Source organism: Pseudomonas oryzihabitans, assembly GCF_006384975.1.
GTDB classification, from domain to species: Bacteria; Pseudomonadota; Gammaproteobacteria; order Pseudomonadales; family Pseudomonadaceae; genus Chryseomonas; species Chryseomonas psychrotolerans_B.
In genome coordinates this window covers 1,368,428-1,386,679 of sequence record NZ_CP021645.1, presented here as the reverse complement: position 1 = coordinate 1,386,679, position 18,252 = coordinate 1,368,428, and the positions used below count along the sequence as shown (strand labels likewise).

Sequence of the window (18,252 nt, the reverse complement as noted above, 5' to 3'; positions counted from 1 at the left end):
TTAGTCTCCCACCACATAGGTGTCCTGCGGATGCAGGCCAAGGGTGACGCGGTCGCCACAGGCTGGCGGCTGGCCACTGTCAGTGCGTGAGGGGCGGCGAATCGAGGCCCGGTGACCCTGCCCCAGGTCGACCTGGATCAACTGGCTTTCGCCCTGGTAGATGATGTCGGTGATGGTGCCGCGGAAGCGGTTGAAGGTCGTGTCCTGGTCGCTGACGAAGCGCAATTTCTCCGGGCGTAGCAGGAGGCTCGGCTGTCCAGTGGGGCTGCCGCCCGGCGTCGCTTCGAGGAGTTGGTCCTGGAACCAGACTTGACCGTGACGGACGGTTACCGGCAAGAAGGACGACTCGCCCACGAACTCGGCGATGAAGCGATTGGCCGGTCGTTCGTAGAGCCGTTCCGGAATGTCGATTTGCTGGATACGGCCCTGACTCATGACCGCGATCCGGTCGGACATCGTCAGCGCTTCGCGCTGATCGTGGGTCACGTAGACCACGGTCATGCCCAGGCGCTCGTGCAACCTGCGCAGCTCCAGCTGCATGGTCTCGCGCAGGCGCTTGTCCAGCGCCGAGAGCGGTTCGTCCATGAGCAGAACCTTGGGCTCGAAGACGATGGCGCGTGCCAGGGCGATGCGTTGCCGCTGCCCACCCGACATCTCGTTGATCTTGCGCGCCACGAGCTGGTCCAGTTCGACCAGTTCGAGGGCTTCCTGTACCCGGCGCCGGATGTCGTCGCGCCCATAGCCACGCAGCTTCAGCGGATAGGCAACGTTCTGGAAGACGTCCATGTGCGGGAACAGGGCGTAGTTCTGGAACATCATGCCTAGGTCACGCTTGTGCGGTGGCTCGAACACCATCTCGCGGCCGCCGAAGCGGATGCTGCCGGCATCGGGACGCACGAAGCCCGCCAGCGCCATCAGCAGGGTGGTCTTGCCCGAGCCAGAAGAGCCGAGCAGCGACAGGAATTCGCCACTGCGGATACTGAGCGACACGTCGTCCAAGGCCGCGAAGCTGTCGTAGGTCTTGGTGACATGCTCGATGTCGATCGAAAGGGAGTGCTGGGTATCTTTTGCCATGATCGAGCCCGAGGCCAAAGGTCGGTAAACGAAAGCGTAAGGGGCCGAGGCCCAAGCCCCTCTCGTCAGCCGAGAGGGGCAGCGCAGCCTGCGTCCTGCGTCAGTTCTGGATGAAGAGGTCGAACCGACGTTGCAGCTCGGCCTGGTGATCCTGCCACCAGCGCGGATCGAACAGCGCGGTCTTGGCGGCATTGGCCGGTGCGGTCGGCAAGGTGGCCGCCAGCTCCGCTGGAATGATGCCGGTGTCGTAGGCCTTGGTGTTAATGGGCGGATTGGGGATCAGCGTGACCAGCTTCGCCTGGCTCTCGGGCGACATGATCTGGGCGATGAGTTGCATCGCCCCGGCCTTGTTGCGCGCACCCTTGGGTACCACCACGCAGTCATAGTCCACGAGTGCCTGGTCGTAGGTGTAATCGACGGGGGCGCCGGACTTTTTCAGATCATCGACCCGCGAGGCCCAGATCGACAGGAAGTCGACCTCGCGGCTGCGCAGCAGTTGGGCGGAGTCGCTGCCGCTGCTCCACCAGTTCACCACCTGCGGCTTGATCCGCTCCAGAACCTTGAAGGCGCGGTCCACGTCCAGTGGATAGAGATCCTTGGGCGCCACGCCATCGGCCATGAGCGCCAGCTCCAGGGTGGTGAAGGGCTGCCGGTAAAGCGCGCGCGGGCCTTTCACCGCGGGATCGAAGAATTCCTTCCAGGTGCGGACCTTGGCCGCGTCCTTCTCCGTGGTCCAGGCGAGCACGGTCGAATAGGCGTTACTGGCGATCCAGTTCTTGCCCCGGAGCTTGGGGTCGACGCCGTCGACCTTGATAATCGAGTAATCCAGTGGCTCGGTCAGCCCTTGGGCTTCGGCCAGGACACAGTCGTTCGAGGCCAGCTCGACGACGTCCCATTCGGGTTTGCCCGACATGACCTGGGCGCGTACCGCCGCCAGGCCATCCATGGTGTCCTCCTTGATGGTCACCCCGAGGTGCTTGGCCGCAGGCTCCAGATAGGCCTTGCGCTCGGCATCCTGAAGGGCGCCGCCCCAACCGGCGAAGGTGATGCTTTCCGCCGCCTCACTCTGAACGGTGACGACCCCGACCGCGATTGCCAACGTGACGTTCGACCAATTAATCCGTTTCATCATTCGACCCCTGGTTTGTTTTAGTTAGGCAGTTGAGGCGAGGCACTCGGACGTCCTGTCCGGATAGCTTTCCCTACATTCTTTATGGATGCGAAGCCTGACGATCAGGCGTTCTTGATCATGATGTGGCGCACGTTGGTGTAGTCCTCCAGACCATACATGCTCAGGTCCTTGCCGTAGCCCGATTGGCGCAGCCCGCCATGGGGCATCTCGGTGGCCAGGGTCATGTGCTGGTTCACCCAGACGCAGCCATAGTGCAGTTGGCTCGACAACCGCAACGCCTTGCCGACGTCCCGCGTCCAGAGCGAGGCGGAGAGGCCGTACTCACTGTCGTTGGCCCAGTCGAGCACCTGGTCCTCGTCGTCGAAGCGGGTCACGGTGACCACCGGGCCGAATACCTCTTTCTGCACGATCTCATCCTCGTGACGCACGCCGGTGATGACCGTGGGCTGGAAGAAGAAGCCAGGTCCCTCCTGCACGGTGCCGCCCAGGACCACCTCACTGTGTGCTAACTCACGCGCCCGTTGCACGAAGCCCTGCACTCTTTCCTGCTGGCGGCGGCTGATCAGGGGGCCGAAGTCACTGGCGGGATCTTCCGGATGACCTGCCTTGAGGCCAGCGACCTCACGGTGCAGCGCTTCGAGGAACTCGTCCTGGCGAGCAGCGGCGACATAGACGCGACAGGCCGCGGTGCAGTCCTGCCCGGCGTTGTAATAGCCCCCGGTGCGCAGCATGGCCGCTGCGGCCTGGACGTCGGCATCCGCCAGGACCAGCACCGGCGCCTTGCCGCCCAGCTCCAGGTGGGTTCGCTTGAGGTTGCCTGCCGCAGCTCTGACCACCGCCTGGCCGGTGCCGATGTCACCGGTGACCGACACCATGCGCACCCTGGGATGGGCGGAAAGTTGGGCGCCCAGGGTCGCGCCGCGCCCGGAGAGAATGTTCACCACCCCACGCGGGAAGATCTCGGCGCAGAGGCGCGCCAGGTACAGGGCGGTCAAGGGGGTGAGTTCGGACGGTTTGAAGACGACCGTATTGCCTGCGGCCAGGGCCGGGGCCAGTTTCCAGGCGGCCATCAGCAGAGGATAGTTCCAGGGGGCGATCAAGCCGACGACGCCTAGCGGGTCACGGCGGATCATGCTGGTCGAACCTTCCACGTATTCACCCGCCGCGCTGCCCTGCAGGCAGCGCGAGGCGCCGGCGAAGAAGCGGAAGACATCGGCGACCGCTGGCACCTCGTGATGGATGGCCTTCTGCAGCGGTTTGCCGCAATTGCGGCTTTCCAAGGTGCCCAGTTCCTGGGCACTGGCCTCGATGCGATCGGCGAGTTTGAGCAACAGCGCGGCCCGCTTGCCCGGCGGGAGGCGGGACCAGCCTGGAAAGGCGCGCTGGGCGGCGTCTATCGCCTCGTCGAGTTGCGCCGTGGTAGCGCTGGCCAATTCATAGATGAGGCTTTCATCGGCTGGTGCCAGCACGGGTTCGAGGTCGCCGTTGCCGGTCACCAACTGGCCATCGATGAGGAATTCTTTGTGGATCATCACTATCTCCCAGGTGAAAACGAGGTCACTCGGCGTCCTTGAAGCGATACCAGGCGTAGGCCAGGCGTTGACCCAGGCGTAGAAAGGGCTGCAGCGGAAAACGTTGGGGCGCTTGATGCAGGAAGGGCACGGCGGTGGGCTGGGCATCCCCGGCCAGCATCTGCGCCAGGCGCTTGCCGGTCTGTAGGGAGAAGGACACGCCACTGCCGGCATAGCCGCCCCCGGCGAAGACGTCTTGCAGACCCGGCACCCGATAGCAGTGGGGGAGCGAGCTATGGGAGACCGCCACCCAGCCGCCCCAGTTGTAGTCGACGCGGATGCCGTTCAAAACGGGGAACTTGCGCACCAGCGCTGCCAACAGCCGCTCGCGATGCAGGGGATTCTCGGCGTCGCGGCCGTTTACGGCGCTACGCCCGCCGAAGAGGATGCGGTTGTCCGGTAGGCGGCGGTAGTAGAACAGCAGGTTGCGGGTATCGAAGAGGCACTCGGTGCCCGGAATGCTCAGCCGCCGTTCCTCGTCACTGAGCGGCCGGGTCACGATGATCTGAGAATGCACCGGCAGGATTCGGCCCGCCAATTCACCATGCAACTGCGGTGAGGTATAGCCATTGGTGGCCACCACCACTCGACGCGCCCGGACCACGCCGCCGGGTGTCACCAGGCGGTGGCCGGTCGGGTGGCTGGTCCAGTCGGTGACTGGCGAACCGGGATGCACCCTGGCACCCGCCTGACGGGCGAGACGCTGGATGCCCCACGCCAGTTTCAGCGGGTGCAGGCTGAAGCCATCGGGCATATGGAGCGCTCCGAAGGACTCGGCGCCGGCATGCACCGATTGGATGTCTTCGGCGGTGACGAAGCGGGCAGGGTACTTGAGTACATCCTGGTAGAGCCGCTCTTCGCGCCGTAGCGCCTCCAGGTGGCTGGCCTTACTGGCGACTTTGAAGGCGCCGTCCGGTTGTGCATCGCATTGGATGTCGCCCTCGGCGATCAGCGCCCGGGTGGTGGCCAGTCCGGCACGCATCTCCTCGAAGTAGCGCCGGGCCAGATCCTCGCCATAGCGCGTGATGAGTTCACCCAGGGGGACACGGCCGCCGGAGATGCGCGCGAAGCTGCCGTTGCGTCCACTGCAGCCCCAGGCCGTGCGATTGGCTTCGAGGACGACAGCCTCGACGCCATGGTCCCTGGCCAGGTGTAGAGCGCAGCTCAATCCGGTGTAACCGCCGCCGATGATGGCGACCTCGACCTCCCGCTCTCCTGCCCACACGCCGTCATCAGGCGGCTCGGTCGCGACCGTCTGCGCCCAGTAGGACGGCGAATGAGGTTGAGCGCGACCAGGAGTGGGGTTGACCAAGGGATCGTACAATTTGCTTACCTCGTATCGCTTTGCGATATAAGTAAATCAATTTCATATAATTTATTTTCAATTTCGATTCTGGTCAAATGAAATATGCCCTTTGGCAGCACTTGCCTGCTCAAGTATCAGCAGAGGTCAATAGCGATCTGGTCGTCGATGCGAAGTGGGGCGGGGCTTCGGGGCCCTGTACCTGGCGATGGAAGTTCCCGGGCGGGAGGGCGTCGCAGGTGGGAGAGCATGTATGCCGCGAGTGCTGTCGAGTAGCGCCTGGCGTGCGGGGGAGCTAGCGGGCGGGAAGGGCTGGGGAGATAACCGTCCAGTTCGGTCGACGCTCACCGACGCGTTGCCAGCAGGTGTCTGAGGAGTCGCCCCAGCAGTGAAGCGGGTGCAGCGCAGGAGTGCCGGTGTCCCGCTGGTGTTCACGGCGAAGGCCGAGCGGCAGATCCTGGGCTGGAACCCGCCACGCCCTTGCGGCGCAGCGGATTCCAGCCCTAGCGGTCACCCGTTGTGCTTCGTGCCTCAGGGTGCGACGTCGGCGAGAGGGGGCGTCCGCGGCGGTACCACCCGCTTCGAGCCGGTCGCTTCATAGGCCGCCGCCAGCCGCAGCAGGTTCGAGTCGTCATAGGCCCGACCGGCGAAGGTCAGGCCGACCGGCATGCCGATGTCGGCCATCAGGCCCATGGGCACGGTGACGGTGGGCACGCCCAGGTGGCGGATGGCGAGGTTGCCGTTGGCCACCCAGATGCCGTTGCTCCAGGCGATGTCGGCGGAGGCGGGGTTGATGTCGGCGTCGGCAGGGGCCACGTCGGCCACGGTGGGGAAGAGCACGGCGTCCAGGCCGAGGGCCTGCATCCAGTCTTCCAGGTCGAGCTGGCGGGTGCGCTCCAGGCCGCGCAGGCCATCGGGGAGGGTGGCGATCTGGTCCCAGGACTTGAGGCCGCGTTCGGCCATGCGCACGTATTCGGCCATGCCGGCGGCAAGATCGCCTTCGCGGTTGGGCAGGGTGCCGGGTTCGTGGGGGAAGATCAGTTCGCCTTCGACGTCGACCAGGCGATTCAGCTTGGGGTCGTTGTTATCGCGCAGGAAGGCATCGAAGCCCCAGGCGGAGAGGTCCCAGAGTTCGTCGTGGAGGAATTCCTTGGAGACGATGCCGCGGTTGAACACCGTGGGTGCGCCGGGGCGGTCGCCTTCGCAGTTGGAGACCAGCGGGAAGTCCACCTCGACCACGGTGGCACCGGCCGCTTCCAGGGCGGCGCGGGCCTGCTCCCAGAGCGCGATGACGGACGCGCGGGTGTGGATGCGCTGGCCGGTGGGGCCGCCGATGCCGGGGTTGTCGCTGGTGCCGGCGTCCGGGTCCTGGTTGATGAACATGCGCGGCACGCCGAGGCGCTTGCCGGCCAGGGCACCGGTACCCACGGCCAGCTCCTGGTAGCGGGCCGGACGCACCGCCGAGGCTTTGGGCAGTGGCACCCAGGGTTGCAGGCGCCAGAGGTCGCCCGAGGTATCGGGGTCGTCCGCCACCACCACGTCGAGCACTTCCAGGAGGTCGGCCATGGTCCGTGCATAGGGCACCACCACGTCCATGGTCGGCGTCAGCGGCCAGTTGCCGCGCACCGAGATGACCCCCCGAGAAGGGGTGTAGGCGCAGAGACCGTTGTTGGACGCCGGGCCGCGACCACTGGACCAGGTTTCCTCGGCCAGGCCGAAGGCGGCGAAGCTGGCCGCGGTGGCGGTGCCGGCACCGTTGGAAGAGCCGGAAGCGAAGGGGGCGGTGAGATAGGCGGCGTTGTAGGGGCTCTCGGCGCGCCCGTAGACGCCGCGCTGCATGCCGCCGTTGGCCATGGGCGGCATATTGGTCTTGCCCAGGCAGATGGCGCCGGCAGCGCGCAGGCGCTCGATGGTGAAGGCGTCGCGCTGGGCCACCAGGTCCTTGAAGGCCGGGCTGCCGGAGGCGGCGGTGAGGCCCTTGACCAGGTAGCTGTCCTTGGCGGTGTAGGGGATGCCGTCCAGCGGGCCCAGGGTTGCGCCGCGGGCGCGGCGGCGGTCGGACTCGGCGGCTTCGGCCAGCGCCTCGGGATTGCGTACCACAACGGCGTTGAGCGCCGTTGCCGTACCGGGCGCGTCGTAGGCGTCGATGCGCGCCAGGTAGGCTTCGACCAGTTGTACCGCCGTGACTTGGCCGGATTCCAGGGCGGCGCGCAAGTCGGCAATGGAGCGTTCGGTTACTTCGATCATGAGCAGTCGCCGTATGGGAATTCCTCTAGCGCGTCATGATAGCCGCCCCGGGCAGGCTGGGCACGGGGCGGCCAGCGAGGTCGACTAGACCACGCGGGTGTCGGTCGGCTTGCAGAGGCGTTCCACGTCCGCCGCCAGTTGCTGGAGGATGGCGCGGTCCTCGGCCTGGCCGAGCGTCGCCTCGGCCCGGGCCAACGCCAGCCGGGAGTGGCGCAGGCACTCGCGTTTGAGTTGCGCATCGCCCTGTACCGCCAGGCGCGCCAGGGCCTTCTGCAGGCGCATGCCCACCTCCACCAGCGGCGCGGCGTCGCGGCCCACCGGCAGGAAGAAGTCGTCGAACAGATCGTCCAGTGACAGCTCCGGCACCTCGATCCGCGGATACAGGGGGTCGACCGCCTCGCGGGGCTCGGTGAGCACGGTCAGCAGCCGCTGGGCGCGACCGAGGATGGCGATGGCAGTGCCCGAGTCGCTGCGCGAGGGTACCAGGGCGCCGGTGGCGATCTCGCCCAGCACGGTGAGGCCGAAGCGGGGGTCCTGATCGTGCAGGCGGTGGACGTCCAGGGTGAAGGCGGCGCGCAGGCGGTCGTCCTGCTCGGGCGGCAGGCCCTCGACCCAGAGCAGCGGCTGCGCCGGGTCGACGAAGGCCCCGGGCAGGGCGGCCAGGCGCAGGCGGCCCTGTTCGCCGCAAAGGTCTGCCAGCAACGGCATGTCGATTCGTTGCAGGTAGCCGGTGCGGTCGGCCAGCAGCGGGCGACCCGTAGCCGGCTCATCGACCGGCGCGGCGACGCCACCCAGGTGCGGAGTGGCCAGCCAACGCTCCAGGCTGTGCTGGGCGGCCATCTCGATGCTGTCGCTGGTGGCATCCAGTTGGCCGAGCCGCGAGAGATGGTCGATCCAGCGCAGCAGGGTGAAGACGATCAGCAGGATGACTACCAGGGTCACAGCGAAGAGCACCACGCGGCCGTTGTCGCCATAGAGGCCGGTGCTCAGGGCGATCAGGCCGACCAGACTGAACAGGAAAGAGCCGAGAAAGGTGGCCAGGGCATTCTGGGTGGTGCTGTCTTCCAGCAGCAGCGGATAGGCGCGAGGCGTCACGCTGCTGGCGGCGGCGTTGTAGGCCGTCACCATGGTGCTGAGGGAGAAGGTGGTCACCGCCAGCATGCTGCTGGCGATGATGGTGAGGATCTTGTCGACGGCATCGGCGCCGATCTTGGCCGGCAGGCTCGCCGGAATGTGGTCGCGTAGCAGCAGGGCGAGCAGGGCGGTCGCCACTCCGGCGACCGAGAACAGCGTGGCGCGAAACCAGAGACGTCGCTGGAGTCCCCGCAGGACCCAGCCCAGGCGTGCGAGCATAAGCGGTCAACCCATGGTCTGGGGAACGGGGGTGGCGCGCAGCTGGGCGAGTCGCTGATCGGCCTGCTGCTGGAGCTTGTCGCGCATCTGCCGCGCGGCTTCGCGGGCATCGCCGGATTTCAGGCCGTTGCGGTCGGCATCGACCGTGGTGAGCACCGCGCCCAGGGCCCCATGCAGCAGCCGCCCGCCCGCCAGGGCATCGCTGCGCAGCGGTTCGACGGTGAGCGGCGTGGCGATGACGGCGAGGTCCAGGGCCTCCAGGCACAGCTGTGCCGTGGCGATGGGAATCTGGATGGCGTTCGCCGCGGCCAGATTGAGCGCCTGCTGGCGACGTTCGCCTTCCTCGCTGACGGCACCGTTGGCCTGGCGATCCGCCTCCAGGTAGTTGGCGAACGCCTGGACATCGGCATCGGCGCAGGTGCTCAAGGCTTCCTGCAGCCGTTCGCCCAGGGTGATCAACTCGGCGTGACGGGTCACCGGTTGCCGTTGCTGGCTGATCTTCAAACCCTTGAGGACCAGCGCGATACCCAGCACCGCCGCCACGGTGGCCGCCGAGCCACTGCCAGGCGTGGGCAGGGTGGAGCCGGTCCCGTCACGGAATTGGGCGAGGGTCTGCTGCCAAAGGGTAAAGGTTTCGTTCATGCCAACCGCCTGCTAGCAAAGGGAGGGGATTCGGTCACGACCGACCGCTATTGGACGCCGCACGACAAGTCCCGGCGCTCGGCGACTCTTCTTAGAGCCTGTTCAAAATCTGCTGCGCGTCGGCCAAACCGCGTTGAAAATGGCTTCGGAATGCTCATTTACCACTCGTAAACTCCGCTTCCTCAGCCATTTTCGTGGGGCCGCCTAGGCCTTGTTTGGCTCTAGCTCGCGAGATTATGAACAGGCTCGTACAGAGCCTAGGATCGTACGGAACGGCTGAGGTTCGCGAGCTAAGCGCAATAAGCGACAGGATTTGTTTAGGTGGCACTTCGATTCCAGCCGTACTATCGGGACCGCTTCAGGTATGGTGACTTTGAAATAATAAGTTACAAGAGGAGTTGCCTGTGGATCCCGCTGCGCTCGCCTGGGTCGCCCATGACACCCGGCTGATCTTCTGCTGTGTGGCCGCCATTCTGGCCATCGTCATCCTGATTGGCGTCACCCGCTTACCGCCGTTCCTCTCCATCCTCATCGGCACCTTCATTGCCGGCCTGGGCGCCGGGCTGCCGGCCGAGGCGGTGGCCAAGGCCTTCAGCAAGGGCGCGGGCGGGATTCTCGGCGAGGCCGGCATCATCATCGCCCTCGGCTCCATGCTCGGCGCGCTGATGGCCGAATCCGGCGCCGCCGACCGCATCGCCAGTACCCTGCTGGGGCTGGGCAAGGGGCGCAGCCTGCCCTGGGTGATGGCGCTGGTGGCGATGGTGATCGGCCTGCCGCTGTTCTTCGAAGTCGGGCTGGTGCTGATGGTGCCCATCATCTTCGTGATGGCGCAGCGCTCCGGCCAGCCGCTGTTGCGCATCGCCATTCCGGCGCTGGCCGGCATGACCACCCTGCATGCGCTGTTGCCGCCGCATCCCGGTCCACTGATCGCGGTGGCGGCGCTGCATGCCGATCTGGGGCTGACCATGCTGCTGGGCTTCGCGATCGCCGTGCCGGCGGTGATCCTCGCCGGGCCGCTCTATGGCGGCTGGCTGTCGCGGCGGATGGTGATCCAGCCGCCGGCCGAATTGGGCGAACTGTTCAGCGCCCGTGATCCCAGTGCCCACCAGCCGGGCTTCGGCCTGTCACTGCTGGTCATCCTGCTGCCGGTGCTGCTGATGCTGGGCAGCACCTTCGCCAAGGTCGCCCTCGATCCGCACAGTGGTCTGGCGCAAGGGCTGAAATTTCTTGGTGAGCCGCTGATCGCCCTGGGCCTCGCGGTATTGGCAGCTACCGTGCTGCTCGGCTGGGGCAGTGGCATGCCGCGCGAGCGGGTAGGCGGGGTGCTGCGCAAGAGCCTGGCGCCCATCGCCGCCTTGCTGCTCACCATAGGCGCTGGCGGCGGCCTCAAGCAGACGCTGCTCGATGCTGGCGTCAGCCACACCGTGGCCAAGGTGGCCGAGCTCGCCCATCTGCCCTACATCCTGCTGGCCTGGCTGATCGCCGTGGCCCTGCGCCAGGCGACCGGCTCGGCGACGGTGGCGACCACCACCACGGCCGGCATCCTGGCCCCGGTGGTGGCAGGGCTGGCCGGTCCCCAGGCATCGCTGGTCGCCCTGGCCATCGGCGCCGGTTCGGTGTTCTTCTGTCACGTCAATGACGCTGGTTTCTGGATGGTGCGCGAGTACTTCGGCCTGGAGCTCAAGCAGACGCTATGGGTCTGGTCGGTGTTGCAGACCCTGGTTTCTCTCACCGGCCTGGCGGGCACGCTATTGTTGTCAGTCTGGCTATAGGACGAGGCACGCCGATGGACGCCACCCCCACCCCGAGTCGTCCCCGCCGCCGCGATCTCTTTCTCGGTTTCTTCAGCCTGGGCATCACCGCCTTCGGTGGGGTGCTGCCCCTGGCGCGGCGCTATCTGGTGGAGAAGCGGCGCTGGCTGTCGGCCGAGGAATTCACCGAATTGCTCAGCCTCTGCCAGTTCCTGCCGGGCGGCAACATCATCAACCTGTCGGTGGCGGTGGGCATGAGATTCGCCGGCTGCGGCGGCGCCCTGGCTGCGGTCGCGGGCCTGCTGGTCGGACCGACGCTGGTGGTGGTCGGCTTGGGCGTGCTCTATGACCGCTACCACGATGATCCCCTGGTAGGGCGTGCCTTCGCCGGCCTGGCCGCCGCGGCGGCCGGCCTGCTGGTAGCCATGGCGATCACCTTGCTCAAGCCGCTGCGGGGGCGCTGGCTGGCCCTGGGCATTGCCCTGCTGGTCTTCGTCGTCCTGGCGCTGCTCCAGCTGCCGCTGCTCTGGACCATGCTGCTGCTCACCCCACTCAGCGTGCTGCTCAGCTATCGGTGGGGACTATGAACGGTACCCTGCTGACCCTGGCGCTGATCTTCGCCCAGTTTTCCTTGCTGGCTTTCGGCGGCGGCAACTCAGTACTGCCGGAAATGCAGCGCCAGGTGGTGGCGGTACACGGCTGGATGAGCGATGCCGATTTCGCCGCGCTGTTCGCCCTGGCCCGGGCGGCCCCTGGCCCCAACATGATGATCGTGCCGCTGATCGGCTGGCACGTGGCCGGCTGGCCTGGCCTGTTGGTGACCTCCGCTGCCTGCTTCGCTCCCTCGTCGATTCTGGTCATGGCGGTGCTGCATGCCTGGCGTCGCTTCGAGGAGCGGCCTTGGCGCCGCCATCTGCAGGCCGGCCTGGTGCCGATCACCGTGGGCCTGGTCGCCACCAGCGCCTGGTTGGTCGGCGGGAGCGTGGCCACTACGCCGCTGTGGGTGCTGGTACTGGTCGCCGCGGCGCTGGGCTCGCTGCTCACCCGCTGGCATCCGCTCTGGTTGCTGGCGGGTGGCGCTCTGCTTGGGGTGCTGTTCGGTTAGGCCACCAGGCGGCGCGCGGCCTGCCGATGGCGGGCGATCAGGGCCGCTACATCCAGGTCGACGATGGAGCCGTCGATGACGCGCCAGTGACCGCCCACCATCACCCGGTCCGCGCGATCGGCGCCGCACAGTAGCAGCGCGGCCAGCGGATCGTGGCTACCGGAAAAGCGCAGCTCGTCCAGCCGGAACAGGGCCAGGTCGGCCTGCTTGCCCACCGCCAACTCGCCCAGGTCGTCGCGTCCGAGCAGTCGTGCCGAGCCGCGGGTGGCCCACGTCAGGGCCAATTCGGGCGTGATGCGCTCGGCGCCATAGCGCAGGCGCTGCAGATAGAGTGCCTGACGGGCTTCCAGCAGCAGATTGGAGGCATCGCCCGACGCCGAGCCGTCCACCCCCAGGCCGATGGGAGCACCTGCCGCCTCCAGGTCCAGGGTTGGGCAGATGCCGGACGCCAGGCGCATGTTCGAGTGGGGGCAGTGGCAGATGCCGGTGCCCGCGGCGCCCAGGCGGGCGATCTCGGCGGCGTCGAAGTGGATGCCATGGGCCAGCCAGGTACGCGGCCCGAGCCAGCCGACGCTTTCCAGGTAGTCCACCGTGCGCATCCCGAAGCGCTGTTGGCAGAAGGCTTCCTCGTCCAGGGTCTCGGCCAGGTGAGTATGCAGCCGCACGTCCAGCCGCCTGGCCAGCTCCGCGCTCTCGCGCATGATGCTGGGCGTCACGGAGAAGGGCGAGCAGGGTGCCAGGGCGATCTGCACCCGGGCGCCGGCGCCGCGTTGGTGATGGCGTGCGACCAGGCGCTCGCTGTCGGCCAGGATCAACTCCGGCGGCTGCACCGTGGACTGCGGTGGCAAGCCACCCTCAGCCTCGCCCAGGCTCATGGAGCCACGCGTCAGGTGCACCCGCAAACCAAGATCGGCGGCGGCTGCAACCTGGACGTCGATGGCCTGTTCCAGGCCATCGGGAAAGAGATAGTGATGATCGGCCGCGGTGGTGCAGCCCGAGAGCAGCAATTCGGCCAGCGCCACCTGGGTGGCCAGGTGCAACTGATCGGCGGTCAGCCGTGCCCAGACCGGATAGAGCCGTTGCAGCCAGGGAAACAGCGGCTGGTTGACCACCGGCGCCCAGGCGCGGGTGAGGGTCTGGTAGAAGTGGTGGTGGGTATTGATCAACCCGGGCAGCAGCACGAGCTCGCGGGAATCGAGGGTGGTGGCGACCGGTTGGCGGGGCTGGCCGCCCGCCGGCACCAGTTCGGTGATGAGGCCCTGGTCGACGACCAGCCCGCCGCGGGCGTCCTGGTCATTGGCGGTGAAAACGGCGAGGGGGTTCTGGATCCACAGGCGCGACATGGCGGCTCCTCTTGGTGGATGAAGGGGAAGCCAGCTCAGTTAGGCCCTGTCTGCTGATCCAGGGGCGCACGCGCGCGGCAAAGATTAGGCGAGAGGTCGGGCAATTGACAAGGGCGGCTGGTGGGCCAGAGAAGCGACCTGGCGCTGGCTGCCGACGTCCAGCCTTGCGGGAAGCCCGACCCGGCGCAGCATGGCGTCTCTACTCCGCTTCAGGCCTGCCATGATCACCCGTCCCCAGAATCCCTCGCTGCCGGAACTGCTGTTCGCGGTACGCGGTTCCATCGTCCAGGCCATCTGGCGCAAGCTGCTCTATGTGGTGCTGCTGAGCCTGGCGGTGACCCTGAGCCATGGCGTCATCCTCAGCTTCGACTTCGGCCTGACCACCACACCCCTGACCCTCTGGGGCCTGACCCTGGCGATCTTCCTCGGCTTTCGCAACACCACCGCCTACCAGCGCTTCTGGGAGGCACGCGGCCTTTGGGGTGAGTTGCTGATCGCCGGGCGCAACCTGGCGCGACAGGTCGAGACCCTGCTGCCCGGCCTGAGCGCGGTCGAGCGGCGTCGGCTACTCACGCCGCTGTTGGCCTTCGGCTATGCGCTGCGCGATCACTTGCGGCGCGAGCCGTCGTCCGCCGATGTGCAACGGCTGTTGCAAGGGGAAGAGAGTCTGCTGGCGGCGCCGCATCGACCCAGCGCCTTGATTCGCCGACTCGGCACCGAGCTGATCGCCTGCGCGCGACGCGAAGGCCTGGGCGATCCCTTGATCGCCAATGTCGATGGGCAACTGAACCGGCTGACCACGGTGCTCAGCGGTTGCGAACGCATCCGCCAGACGCCCATTCCCTATCCCTACATCCTGATGCTGCACCGGGTGGTGCACGTCTATTGCTTCCTGCTGCCGTTCTGCCTGGTGGATAGCCTGGGCTGGTTCACGCCGCTGGCCGTGCTGGTGCTGGCCTACACCTTCTTCGGCCTGGACGCCCTGGGTGACCAGATCGCCGATCCCTTCGGCACCCAACCCAACCACCTGCCGCTGGATGCCCTCAGTCGCGGCCTGGAGATCGCCGTGCTGGATCTGCTGGGCGAGCCGACGCCCGAGCCGATCAAGGCGGAGGCGGGGTTGTTGCGGTGAGGGGCGGTAATTCGGCGTTACGTGATCGCGGCCACGGGCCGCTCCTACAGGGGATGATGCTTTTGTAGGAGCGGCCCATGGCCGCGAAAAGACAGTTGCTCCTACAGGTTCAGGCATTACTGTAGGAGTGGCCCATGGCCGCGATTAGCCCGGTGGTCACAGCGGCGGAGAGCCATGGCCGCGCTTGCTTTCAATGGTCCGTATCCGACAGTCCCTTAGCCACCCGCCGTGGCCGTCTTACCAACTCGCCCTGGCAATTCGGACAATGCCCCTGCAAAGGCCCCTGGGCGCAGTCAGTACAAAAGGTGCACTCATAAGAGCAGATCACCGCGCCCTCGCTATCGGCCGGCAACTCCAAGGCGCAGTGCTCACAGGACGTACGCATCTCCAGCATGGTCGTCACTCCTCGAATCAGGCGCCAAAGCGCGCCGCGTAGTCCTGGGGGCTCACCGCCAGGTGCTTGTGGAAGGTGCGCCGCAGATTCTCCGGATGGCCGAAGCCGCACAGGCGAGCGACCGTGGCGATGGAGGCCTGGCCGTCCTGCAGCAGGACGCGTGCGGTTTCCAGGCGAACCTGTTCGACATAGCGGCCCGGCCCCATGCCCACCTCGCGGCTGAAGAGCCGCGACAGGGTGCGCGGTGCCATGTGGGCCCGTTCGGCCAGGCGCTCCAGGCCGAGGTCTTCGCCCAAATGACCGGGAATCCAGTCGAGCAGGGCGGCCAGCCGTGGCGTCCGCCCCGGGTCGGGCGCGAGGCAGGCGCTGAATTGCGCCTGACCACCGGGACGCCGCAGGAACATCACCAGACGCCGCGCCACCGCCAAGGCCAGCGACCGACCCAGATCCGCCTCGACCAGCGCCAGTGCCAGGTCGATACCGGCGGTGACACCCGCCGAAGTGAACACATGGGGATCGCCATCACGCCCCAGCGGATCATAAGTGTGCAGCCGGTCGCCTTGGACCTCGATGGCGGGGAAGGCAGCGAGTTCTTCCACGTAGGCCCAGTGGGTGGTGGCGCGCCGACCATCCAGCAGGCCGGCGCTGGCCAGCAGCAAGGCACCGGAGCAGACCGAGCCCAGGCGACGTATCCGCGGCTCCAGGTCGCGCAGCCAGGCCAGCAGGCCGGAGTCCTGGCGCAGGGCGCCGATCCCCACGCCGCCGGGGATCAGCAGGGTATCCACCTGCTCAAGATCCAGGTCGTACCAGCCCTGTTCCGCCTGGATGCCGATGCCGGCCGAGGTCCGCACCAGGCCCTCGGCGGCGCCCAGTAGGCGCAGCTCGTAGTGCGGCGGCAGGCCCTGCCGCTCGCGCTCCAGATTGGCCGAGGCGAACACCTGCAGCGGGCCGGTGACGTCCAGGCTCATGACGTCGGGGTAGAGCAGGGCGGCGATGAGGGGCATGAGGGCTCTCCTTGGCGATGCACCGAGCATGCCTTTGCCCCTGTCTGGCGACAAGGTCAAAGACCCCACGGATCTGGCCAGCCCTGGCAGCTCCGATTTGGCGTCGCCCGCGCCCGGCCTTATCATCGCCGCCCATGAATTACACCGATCCCAAGCAACTGGCGCCGCTGCTGGAAGCCATCCTGCTCGCCGCCGGCCGCCCGCTCACCCTTGAGCGCCTGGCCGAACTCTTCGACGAGTACGAACGCCCCGAGCCCGCCCACCTGCGCGCCGGCCTCGCCGTGCTCGGCGGCTCCTGTCGCAAGCGCGGCTTCGAACTCAAGGAGGTGGCCTCCGGCTACCGCCTGCAGGTGCGCGAAAAATACGCGCCCTGGGTCGGCCGGCTGTGGGAGGAGCGCCCGCCGCGCTATTCCCGCGCCATGCTGGAGACCCTGGCGCTGATCGCCTATCGCCAGCCCATCACCCGCGGCGAGATCGAGGAGGTGCGCGGCGTGGCGGTCAACAGCCAGATCGTCAAGACACTGCTGGAGCGCGACTGGATCCGCGTGGTCGGCTATCGCGACGTTCCCGGTCGACCGGCCATGTTCGCCACCACCAAGACCTTCCTCGACTACTTCGACCTGCGCAGCCTCGACCAACTGCCGCCCTTGGCCGAGGTCCGCCAGCTGGAACCCGAGCCGGCCTCGGTGCTGGAGGACCCGGAATTGAGCCTGGCGGCCCTGGAAGTCGGAGGCGCGGAGGAAGCAGAGGGCGCCCTGGTCATCCCCGAGCGCACCAGCTTTCGCACCTTGCTCACCGAGCTGGACGCCATGGAGACCGGCCTCAAGACCGACTTCGACGACCTGCGCCAGGCGGTGGACGAGGAAGACGAGGTTTGAGTTGAGGCCTGTTGGGCTTCGCTGCGCTCAACCCAACCTACACGCTGAACCGCCCCTTTCCCGCCGGGGGACGACCCCTCGCTCGGACAGCCCCCTCTCCCTCGGGGAGAGGGTTGGGGAGAGGGCACGCTTCACGGTGAATGCCCAAGCGGAAAAGGCTGCGCCGTTTTCCACGTTACGGCTCTCTATCTCTCCGTACTCCCGTAGATTGGGTTGAACGCAGCGAAGCCCAACATTCCCACCAAAACGAAAAAAGCGCCCGAAGGCGCTTTTTCTGCACGACCTAGCAACCTCAGGCCGGCGCGTTGACCAGCGCTTTGCAGGTGTCGAGCATACGGTTGGAGAAGCCCCACTCGTTGTCGTACCAGGCCATGATCTTCACCAGCTTGCCGCTCACCTTGGTGTGGTTGGCGTCGAAGATCGACGACAGGCGGTTGTGGTTGAAGTCGATGGAGACCAGCGGCTTGTCGTTATAGCCCAGCACCGGCGAAGCTTCGGCGGCGGCCTTCATGAAGGCGTTGATGGTCTTGGCGTCAGTTTCCTTGGCGGTCTGGATGGTCAGGTCGACCAGCGACACGTTGATGGTCGGGACCCGTACGGCCATGCCGCTGAACTTGCCCTGCAGCTCCGGCAGCACCAGGCCAACGGCTTCGGCGGCGCCGGTCTTGGTGGGGATCATCGACTGGGTGGCCGAACGCGCGCGGAAGGGGTCGGTGTGGTAGACGTCCGACAGGTTCTGGTCGTTGGTGTAGGCATGGATGGTGGTCATCAGGCCATTCTCGATACCCAGCTCGCGCTGCAGCACCTGGGCGACCGGCGCCAGGCAGTTGGTGGTGCAGGAGGCGTTGGAGATGATCTGGTGCGACTGGCGCAGGATGTTGTCGTTGACGCCATAGACGATGGTGGCGTCCACGTTCTGACCAGGTGCGGAGATGATCACCTTGGAGGCGCCGGCGCTCAGGTGGGCGGCGGCCTTCTCGCGGCTGGTGAAGAGGCCGGTGCACTCGAACACCACGTCGACTTTCAGGTCCTTCCAAGGCAGTTCGGCCGGGTTGCGGATGGCGGTGACGGCGATGCGATCACCGTTGACCACCAGCTTGTCGCCCTCGACGGACACTTCGGCCGGGAAACGGTCATGGACGCTGTCATACTGTAGGAGATGGGCGTTGATGGCGGCGTCGCCGAGGTCGTTGATGGCGACGACCTCCAGGTCCTGCCGGTAGCCTTCGGTGTACAACGCCCGCAGTACGTTGCGGCCGATGCGACCAAAACCGTTGATGGCAATACGAATACTCATTGAGAGAAACCTCGCGATAGCTGGGT

16 protein-coding genes are annotated in these 18,252 nt (G+C 66.7%); 5 read left to right on the top strand and 11 right to left on the bottom strand.

Going from position 1 to position 18,252, the window contains the following annotated elements:
* The 7 genes from CCZ28_RS06050 to CCZ28_RS06020 all read right to left on the bottom strand — a co-directional run bounded on the left by CCZ28_RS06050 (position 1) and on the right by CCZ28_RS06020 (position 9,322).
* Complete coding sequence (locus CCZ28_RS06050; RefSeq protein ID WP_140216809.1) at positions 1 to 1,074, bottom strand: ABC transporter ATP-binding protein; 1,074 nt, start codon at positions 1,072 to 1,074, stop codon at positions 1 to 3.
* A 100-nt stretch (positions 1,075 to 1,174) separates the two neighbouring features.
* Entirely contained in the window at positions 1,175 to 2,203 is a 1,029-nt protein-coding gene (locus CCZ28_RS06045; RefSeq protein ID WP_140216807.1) for an ABC transporter substrate-binding protein, read from the bottom strand.
* Positions 2,204 to 2,307: 104 nt separating this feature from the next.
* A complete protein-coding gene (locus CCZ28_RS06040) occupies positions 2,308 to 3,735 on the bottom strand; it encodes a gamma-aminobutyraldehyde dehydrogenase (RefSeq protein ID WP_437179208.1) in 1,428 nt (475 codons plus the stop codon).
* Positions 3,736 to 3,763: 28 nt separating this feature from the next.
* Complete coding sequence (locus CCZ28_RS06035; RefSeq protein WP_140216803.1) at positions 3,764 to 5,101, bottom strand: NAD(P)/FAD-dependent oxidoreductase; 1,338 nt, start codon at positions 5,099 to 5,101, stop codon at positions 3,764 to 3,766.
* Between the two features lie 510 nt (positions 5,102 to 5,611).
* Positions 5,612 to 7,327 carry an amidase gene (locus tag CCZ28_RS06030; protein WP_140216802.1) on the bottom strand — a complete coding sequence of 572 codons (1,716 nt, stop codon included), beginning with the start codon at positions 7,325 to 7,327 and terminating at the stop codon, positions 5,612 to 5,614.
* Positions 7,328 to 7,411: 84 nt separating this feature from the next.
* Positions 7,412 to 8,680: a DUF2254 domain-containing protein gene (locus CCZ28_RS06025; protein WP_140216800.1), complete on the bottom strand. Its 1,269-nt coding sequence runs from the start codon at positions 8,678 to 8,680 to the stop codon at positions 7,412 to 7,414.
* A 6-nt stretch (positions 8,681 to 8,686) separates the two neighbouring features.
* Positions 8,687 to 9,322: a cyclodeaminase/cyclohydrolase family protein gene (locus CCZ28_RS06020; RefSeq protein WP_140216798.1), complete on the bottom strand. Its 636-nt coding sequence runs from the start codon at positions 9,320 to 9,322 to the stop codon at positions 8,687 to 8,689.
* A 404-nt stretch (positions 9,323 to 9,726) separates the two neighbouring features.
* Here CCZ28_RS06020 and CCZ28_RS06015 point away from each other — a divergent pair, with 404 nt between their 5' ends.
* Genes CCZ28_RS06015 through CCZ28_RS06005 form a run of 3 tightly spaced genes read left to right on the top strand, consistent with a single transcriptional unit; the run spans position 9,727 to position 12,178 of the window.
* The gene (locus tag CCZ28_RS06015; RefSeq protein WP_140216796.1) at positions 9,727 to 11,094 is read left to right on the top strand and encodes a GntT/GntP/DsdX family permease; all 1,368 of its coding nucleotides are present in this window, start codon (positions 9,727 to 9,729) and stop codon (positions 11,092 to 11,094) included.
* Positions 11,095 to 11,108: 14 nt separating this feature from the next.
* Entirely contained in the window at positions 11,109 to 11,660 is a 552-nt protein-coding gene (locus tag CCZ28_RS06010) for a chromate transporter (protein ID WP_140216795.1), read from the top strand.
* The gene (locus CCZ28_RS06005; protein WP_140216793.1) at positions 11,657 to 12,178 is read left to right on the top strand and encodes a chromate transporter; all 522 of its coding nucleotides are present in this window, start codon (positions 11,657 to 11,659) and stop codon (positions 12,176 to 12,178) included. Before CCZ28_RS06010 ends, CCZ28_RS06005 begins: the two co-directional genes overlap by 4 nt.
* Here CCZ28_RS06005 and CCZ28_RS06000 read toward each other — a convergent pair.
* A complete protein-coding gene (locus CCZ28_RS06000) occupies positions 12,175 to 13,521 on the bottom strand; it encodes an 8-oxoguanine deaminase (protein ID WP_140216791.1) in 1,347 nt (448 codons plus the stop codon). The genes CCZ28_RS06005 and CCZ28_RS06000 overlap by 4 nt on opposite strands.
* Positions 13,522 to 13,741: 220 nt before the next feature.
* Between CCZ28_RS06000 and CCZ28_RS05995 the strand changes: the two genes are divergently transcribed.
* Entirely contained in the window at positions 13,742 to 14,653 is a 912-nt protein-coding gene (locus CCZ28_RS05995) for a bestrophin family protein (protein WP_140216789.1), read from the top strand.
* Positions 14,654 to 14,843: 190 nt separating this feature from the next.
* Here CCZ28_RS05995 and CCZ28_RS05990 read toward each other — a convergent pair whose 3' ends face one another.
* Positions 14,844 to 15,038, bottom strand: coding sequence for a DUF1272 domain-containing protein (locus CCZ28_RS05990; RefSeq protein ID WP_346764007.1), 195 nt, complete (start codon positions 15,036 to 15,038; stop codon positions 14,844 to 14,846).
* 26 nt (positions 15,039 to 15,064) lie between these two features.
* The gene (locus CCZ28_RS05985; protein ID WP_140216785.1) at positions 15,065 to 16,051 is read right to left on the bottom strand and encodes a GlxA family transcriptional regulator; all 987 of its coding nucleotides are present in this window, start codon (positions 16,049 to 16,051) and stop codon (positions 15,065 to 15,067) included.
* A gap of 134 nt (positions 16,052 to 16,185) precedes the next feature.
* Here CCZ28_RS05985 and scpB point away from each other — a divergent pair, with 134 nt between their 5' ends.
* Positions 16,186 to 16,929, top strand: coding sequence for an SMC-Scp complex subunit ScpB (gene scpB, locus CCZ28_RS05980; protein WP_058783486.1), 744 nt, complete (start codon positions 16,186 to 16,188; stop codon positions 16,927 to 16,929).
* Positions 16,930 to 17,221: 292 nt separating this feature from the next.
* Here scpB and gap read toward each other — a convergent pair whose 3' ends face one another.
* Positions 17,222 to 18,226, bottom strand: coding sequence for a type I glyceraldehyde-3-phosphate dehydrogenase (gene gap, locus CCZ28_RS05975; RefSeq protein WP_140216783.1), 1,005 nt, complete (start codon positions 18,224 to 18,226; stop codon positions 17,222 to 17,224).
* Positions 18,227 to 18,252: the final 26 nt, after the last annotated feature.

Bases quoted from the DNA above. Each gene is read 5' to 3' on its own strand.
- CCZ28_RS06050 (WP_140216809.1), bottom strand. From the start codon at position 1,074: ATGGCAAAAGATACCCAGCACTCCCTTTCGATCGACATCGAGCATGTC.
- CCZ28_RS06045 (WP_140216807.1), bottom strand. From the start codon at position 2,203: ATGAAACGGATTAATTGGTCGAACGTCACGTTGGCAATCGCGGTCGGG.
- CCZ28_RS06030 (WP_140216802.1), bottom strand. From the start codon at position 7,327: ATGATCGAAGTAACCGAACGCTCCATTGCCGACTTGCGCGCCGCCCTG.
- CCZ28_RS06025 (WP_140216800.1), bottom strand. From the start codon at position 8,680: ATGCTCGCACGCCTGGGCTGGGTCCTGCGGGGACTCCAGCGACGTCTC.
- CCZ28_RS06020 (WP_140216798.1), bottom strand. From the start codon at position 9,322: ATGAACGAAACCTTTACCCTTTGGCAGCAGACCCTCGCCCAATTCCGT.
- CCZ28_RS06010 (WP_140216795.1), top strand. From the start codon at position 11,109: ATGGACGCCACCCCCACCCCGAGTCGTCCCCGCCGCCGCGATCTCTTT.
- CCZ28_RS06005 (WP_140216793.1), top strand. From the start codon at position 11,657: ATGAACGGTACCCTGCTGACCCTGGCGCTGATCTTCGCCCAGTTTTCC.
- CCZ28_RS06000 (WP_140216791.1), bottom strand. From the start codon at position 13,521: ATGTCGCGCCTGTGGATCCAGAACCCCCTCGCCGTTTTCACCGCCAAT.
- CCZ28_RS05995 (WP_140216789.1), top strand. From the start codon at position 13,742: ATGATCACCCGTCCCCAGAATCCCTCGCTGCCGGAACTGCTGTTCGCG.
- CCZ28_RS05990 (WP_346764007.1), bottom strand. From the start codon at position 15,038: ATGCGTACGTCCTGTGAGCACTGCGCCTTGGAGTTGCCGGCCGATAGC.
- CCZ28_RS05985 (WP_140216785.1), bottom strand. From the start codon at position 16,051: ATGCCCCTCATCGCCGCCCTGCTCTACCCCGACGTCATGAGCCTGGAC.
- scpB (WP_058783486.1), top strand. From the start codon at position 16,186: ATGAATTACACCGATCCCAAGCAACTGGCGCCGCTGCTGGAAGCCATC.
- gap (WP_140216783.1), bottom strand. From the start codon at position 18,226: ATGAGTATTCGTATTGCCATCAACGGTTTTGGTCGCATCGGCCGCAAC.